The sequence below is a fragment of the Mycobacterium sp. TH-M11 genome (assembly GCF_057473725.1).
On record NZ_JBYCLD010000199.1, the window covers coordinates 1 to 5,511 of the forward strand.

Below are 5,511 nucleotides of genomic sequence, written 5' to 3' on the forward strand. Positions count from 1 at the left end.
AACTGGGACACCACCCTGTGGTGCATCAAGCCGTCGGCGGAGGCGAAGATCGTCGACAACATTGTCGCGATCGCCAGCATGCCGGCTGCACAGCTGGAGAAGTTCTACGGCAGCAAGGAAGCCGCGCAGATCCCGATGTACATGGGATATGCCTTCCGGGCGTTCAATACGCACGGCCGGGCGTTGTTCACCTTGGCGCACCGCGTGATGGCCGGCCAGAACGAGGACGACTACGTGCTGACCGACGGGGAGCGCGTCACCAGCACCGCGATCGGCTGGAACTTCGGCGACGGCCACTTCAGCAACGAGCAATTGGTCGCGGCGCTGCAGAAGCGCTGCCACTTCGAACCCGGCGAGGTACGGGTCGTGATGCTCGACGCCCAGCCGATCCACCGGCAGACCCAGCAATACCGGTTGGTCGACGCTGCCACCGGCGAATTCGAGCGCGGCTATGTCCGGGTGGCCGACATGGTGACCCGCCAGCCGTGGGCTGACGACGTCCCGGTGCACGTGCAGACGGCTACCGCCCGCCGAGCGTGAAACCGTTGCGAGAATTCAGCGATTTTTTCGCAACAGTTTCACGCTCGATGCACACGTTTACACGCCGCCGCGGACCTGCTTGGTCGCGGCGACCAGGTTGGCCAGCGATGCGGTCACCTCGTCGGGGTTGCGGGTCTTCAGGCCGCAGTCGGGGTTGACCCAAAGCCGCTCAGCAGGAATGGCTTTCAGGGCCGCGCGCAACGACTGGGCGATCTCGTCGGTGCTCGGCACCCGCGGCGAGTGGATGTCGTAGACACCCGGGCCGACGCTGTTGGAGAAGCCGGCCGCGTTGAGGTCGTCGAGCACCTCCATGTGCGAGCGGGCCGCCTCGATCGAGGTGACGTCGGCGTCCAGATCCGCGATCGCGCCGATCACCTCGCCGAACTCGGAGTAGCACAGGTGGGTGTGAATCTGCGTCGAGTCGGCCACACCCGATGTCGCCAGCCGGAACGCGCCCACCGCCCAGTCCAGGTAGGCCTGCTTCTCAGAGTCGCGCAGCGGCAACAGTTCCCGCAGCGCGGGCTCATCGACCTGGATCACCGCGATACCGGCCGCCTGCAAATCTACGGTCTCGTCGCGGATGGCCAAGGCCACCTGGTTGGCGGTGTCGGCCAATGGCTGGTCGTCACGCACGAACGACCACGCCAGAATCGTGACCGGGCCGGTGAGCATTCCCTTGACCGGCTTTTCGGTCAGCGACTGCGCATACTCGGCCCACTCCACCGTCATCGGGTGCCGGCGGGTGACGTCGCCGTAGAGAACCGGCGGACGCACGCAGCGGCTGCCGTAGGACTGCACCCACCCGAGCTTGGTGGCGAAGAAGCCATCCAGCTGCTCGGCGAAATACTGCACCATGTCGTTGCGCTCCGGCTCGCCGTGCACCAGCACGTCCAGGCCCAGCTTCTCCTGCAGCGTGATCACGTCCGCGATCTCGGCCCGCATCCGGCGGGTGTACTCGGCCTCGTCGATGTCTCCGGCGGCCAGGGCCGCGCGGGCCTTGCGGATCTCGACGGTCTGCGGGAAAGAGCCGATGGTGGTCGTCGGCAGCGGCGGTAGGTGCAGCCGATCCATCTGCGCCTCAAGCCGTTTCGCGGCGGGTCCGCGTTCGGTGCCGCCGGACTTGGCGATTCCCTCGATCCGCTCGCGCACCGTGCTGTTGTTCAGCCGTGGGTCGTTCTTGCGCGACGCAACCGCCGCGTTGGACTGGGCGATCTCGTCGGCCACCGCATCGCGGCCGTCCTTCAGCGCCTTGGCCAACGCGACAACCTCGTGCACCTTCTCGGCGCCGAACGCCAGCCAGCTGCGCAGCGCGTCGTCCAGGTCGGTCTCGGGCTCCAGCGAGTAGGGCACGTGCAGCGTCGAACACGACGTAGAAACCGCCACGGTAGCCGCGCTACCGAGCAGGCCGGCCAGCGTGCTCAGGGCCGCCTGCAGGTCGGTGCGCCAGATGTTGCGACCGTCGACAATGCCGGCCACCAACGTCTTGGCGCTCAACTCCGGCACCGCGAAGATTGCGGTGTCGGCGCCGTAGACCAAGTCGACACCGATCGCCTCGACGGGCGTGCGCGCCAGAGCGGGCAACGCGGCGCCCGGATCACCGAAATAGGTGGCGACGTGAATCGCGGGCCGGTGGTCCAGTGCTCCCAGCGTGTTGTAGACCTTCTCGGCCAGCGCGGGCGCGTCGGCGCAGATGTCGGTCACCAGCACCGGCTCGTCGATCTGGACCCACTGCGCGCCCTGGTCGGCGAGCCGGCCGAGCAGATCGCTGTACAGCGGAACCAGCTCGTCGAGCCGCTCGATCGGCGCGCCCGCGCCGTCGACCGCCTTGCTCAGCAGCAGGAACGTGAGCGGTCCGATGATGACCGGACGGGCCGCAATGCCTTGCTCCTGGGCCTCTTTGAGCTCCGAAAGCACCTTGTCCGGGTGCAGCGAGAACTCGGTGTTCGGCCCGATCTCCGGGACGATGTAGTGGTAGTTGGTGTCGAACCACTTGGTCATCTCCAACGGCGCAATGTCCTCAGTGCCGCGGGCTGCGGCGAAGTAGCGATCCAGGTCATCGGCGACGACCTCGACGCGCGAGGGCAGTGCGCCCAGCAGCGCCGCGGTGTCTAGCATCTGGTCGTAGTACGAGAAGGTGTTCACCGGCACCGAGTCCAGGCCCGCGTCGGCCAGCTGCGCCCAGGTGTCGCGGCGGATGGTAGCGGCGACCTTCTCCAGGTCGGCGCGGCTGGTTTTGCCCTTCCAGTAGCTCTCGGTGGCGCGCTTGAGTTCGCGCTTCGGGCCGATGCGCGGTGAGCCGGTGACGGTGACGGTAAATGGTGTTGCGGTCACGATGGTTTCGTCCTTCGATCGACGGGGTGGTCACCGCCAGCGGACGCACAACCGGTCCGGCGCAGCGCACACAGCCACTGCAACCGTTACGGCCAGACGCCCATTCCACGAGGCGGTGAGCCGCCAGGCGCGGCGCGCCCGGCACAGTCGGCAGGTCTTCGGACTCACAGGCGCGCACCGATTGGTGCTCCTACTGGCCGTCGCTTCCCGGTCTTGCGACCAGTGCTTGTGACGGGGGTCGTTCCTGCTTACCGCTGCGGGACAGTCCCGGACTTTCAACGGGTTCCCTCTTACGAAGCGCATCTAACATGCTTCGCTCGATGCCGACTTCGTCGTTCGTGACAGAGTCGGCAAACCAGCTGCGTAGAGCAGATTACCTGGTTACTAGCGCGTCGGGTATGGGCAGTTCACCGCTGTTAAAGTCGATGGTCCGTCGGATCGTGGAGTCCTCGTGCAGGGCTTGGGCGGCCACCAGCGCGACATCCGCACGCGAGACCGAACCTTTCGCGGCGTCCGCGCCGACGGCAATCCGCCCGGTCGCCGGGTCCAGCGTCAGGCTGCCGGGTCCGAGCACGGTCCAGTCCAGATCGCTGGAGCGAAGGTGGGCGTCGGCGGCGGATTTCGCCTCGGCGTAGGCGTAGAACGAATTATCCGGCGATACCCCGTGTTCAGGTCCCGCGCCGAAGTAGGACACCATCACGAACCGCCGCACGGCGGCCTGTCCGGCGGCGTCGATCACCCGGATCGCCGCGTCGCGATCGACGGCGTAGGTCCGGGCCGCATCGCCCCCTCCAGCGCCGGCGGCGAACACCACGGCGTCGTGGCCGGCCAGCAGATCCGCCAGTGCCGCGGTGTCCGAATGCTCGATATCTGCGACGACGGGGTGGGCGCCGGTGGCGGCGATGTCGTCGGCGTGATCGGGATTGCGGATGACCGACGTCACCTCATCTGCGCGGTCGCTGAGGATGCGGGCCAGCTGCAGCGCGACCTTGCCATGGCCGCCGATGATGACGATGCGGGACACGATCTCAACGCTACCGACCGGTAGGGCACCCCGGCGGCGACCCAACTAAGCAGTTGGTCAACAATCGGAACAAAACCTCAAGGCAGAAGGAGATGCGCCATGGCTGAAGCCGTCATTGTCGAGGCAGTTCGCTCACCGGTCGGGAAACGGAATGGCGGCCTTTCCGGCGTCCATGCCACCGACCTGTCCGCGCAGGTGCTCAACGGACTCGTCCAGAAGGCGGGCATCGACCCCGCGATCGTCGACGACGTGATCTGGGGCTGCGTCATGCAGGCCGGGGAGCAGGCACTCGACATCGCGCGCACCGCGGCGCTGACCGCCGGCTGGCCGGAAACCGTTCCGGGTGTCACCGTCGACCGGCAGTGCGGGTCCAGCCAGCAGTCGATCCACTTCGCCGCGGCGGGCGTGGTCGCCGGGCACTACGACGTCGTCGTCGCCGGCGGTGTGGAGTCGATGTCGCGGACCCCGATGGGCTCCTCGCTGGCCAACGGCGGACGGCCCTTCTCCCAGACGTTCCTGGACCGCTATCACGGCCAGATCCCGAACCAGGGCATCGGTGCAGAGATGATCGCCGAGCAGTGGGGCTTCGACCGGACCGCGGTCGACGAGTTCTCCCTCGGCTCGCACGAAAAGGCCGCGGCTGCACAAGATTCCGGTGCCTTCGATGACCAGATTGTCGCAATCAAGGACCAGGACGGCAATCCGGTGCTCAAGGACGAGGGCATTCGTCGCGGCACGCCGATCGAGAAGATGGCGCAGCTCAAGCCGGCCTTCAAGGAAGACGGCGTGATCCACGCCGGTAACTCCAGCCAGATCTCCGACGGTTCGGCCGCACTGCTGATCATGTCGGCCGAGAAGGCGAAAGAGTTGAAGCTCAACCCGATTGCCAAAGTGCACACCGCCGTCCTGGCCGGCGCCGACCCGGTGATCATGTTGACCGCGCCGATCCCCGCGACGCAAAAGGCGCTCAAGCGCTCGGGTCTGAAGTTGGAAGACATCGGCGTGTTCGAGGTCAACGAGGCGTTCGCGCCGGTACCGCTGGCGTGGTTGAAGGACATCGGTGCCGACGAGAAGAAACTCAACCCCAACGGCGGCGCGATCGCACTGGGCCACCCGCTCGGCGGATCCGGTGCCCGGATCATGACCACCATGCTGTACCACATGCGGGACAAGGGAATTCGCTACGGGCTGCAGACCATGTGCGAGGGTGGTGGCCAGGCCAACGCCACCATCGTGGAGCTGCTGTGACCGATGCTGCGGTGCTCACCGAGCGCCGTGACGACGTCCTCGTCATCACCATCAACCGGCCCGAGGCGCGCAACTGCGTCAACGGCGCGGTCAGTGTCGGGGTCGGTGACGCGCTCGAACAGGCGCAGCGCGACCCGCAGATCCGCGCGGTGGTGATCACCGGGGCGGGGGACAGGTCCTTTTGTGCCGGAGCCGATCTCAAGGCGATCGCGCGACGGGAGAACCTATATCACCCCGATCACGGCGAGTGGGGTTTCGCCGGCTACGTCCGCCACTTCATCGACAAGCCGACGATCGCCGCGGTCAACGGCACCGCGCTGGGTGGTGGGACCGAGCTGGCGCTGGCCAGCGACCTGGTGGTGGCCGAG

The 5,511-nt window shown here is 66.9% G+C and carries 5 protein-coding genes and 1 riboswitch; of the genes, 3 read left to right on the forward strand and 2 right to left on the reverse strand.

Annotated features, from left to right (window positions below; all coding sequences use genetic code 11):
- On the forward strand, positions 1-540 hold a 540-nt coding region (locus AC2VOG_RS08760), incomplete at its 5' end, for a DUF3556 domain-containing protein (RefSeq protein WP_486939522.1).
- 57 nt (positions 541-597) lie between these two features.
- Here the strand turns inward: AC2VOG_RS08760 and metE are convergent.
- Together metE and AC2VOG_RS08770 are read right to left on the reverse strand one after the other, a co-directional pair.
- Positions 598-2,871 (reverse strand): 5-methyltetrahydropteroyltriglutamate--homocysteine S-methyltransferase, encoded by a 2,274-nt coding sequence (gene metE / locus AC2VOG_RS08765; RefSeq protein ID WP_486939523.1) that lies wholly within the window; start codon positions 2,869-2,871, stop codon positions 598-600.
- A 132-nt stretch (positions 2,872-3,003) separates the two neighbouring features.
- Positions 3,004-3,214, reverse strand: a riboswitch (cobalamin riboswitch).
- Positions 3,215-3,244: 30 nt separating this feature from the next.
- Positions 3,245-3,895 (reverse strand): SDR family oxidoreductase, encoded by a 651-nt coding sequence (locus AC2VOG_RS08770; RefSeq protein WP_486939524.1) that lies wholly within the window; start codon positions 3,893-3,895, stop codon positions 3,245-3,247.
- Positions 3,896-3,994: 99 nt separating this feature from the next.
- Between AC2VOG_RS08770 and AC2VOG_RS08775 the strand changes: the two genes are divergently transcribed.
- Together AC2VOG_RS08775 and AC2VOG_RS08780 are read left to right on the forward strand one after the other, a co-directional pair.
- Positions 3,995-5,143, forward strand: coding sequence for a thiolase family protein (locus tag AC2VOG_RS08775; protein WP_486939525.1), 1,149 nt, complete (start codon positions 3,995-3,997; stop codon positions 5,141-5,143).
- Positions 5,140-5,511 (forward strand): enoyl-CoA hydratase-related protein (locus AC2VOG_RS08780; RefSeq protein ID WP_486939526.1); only part of this gene is annotated, 372 nt, incomplete at its 3' end. The genes AC2VOG_RS08775 and AC2VOG_RS08780, both read left to right, overlap by 4 nt.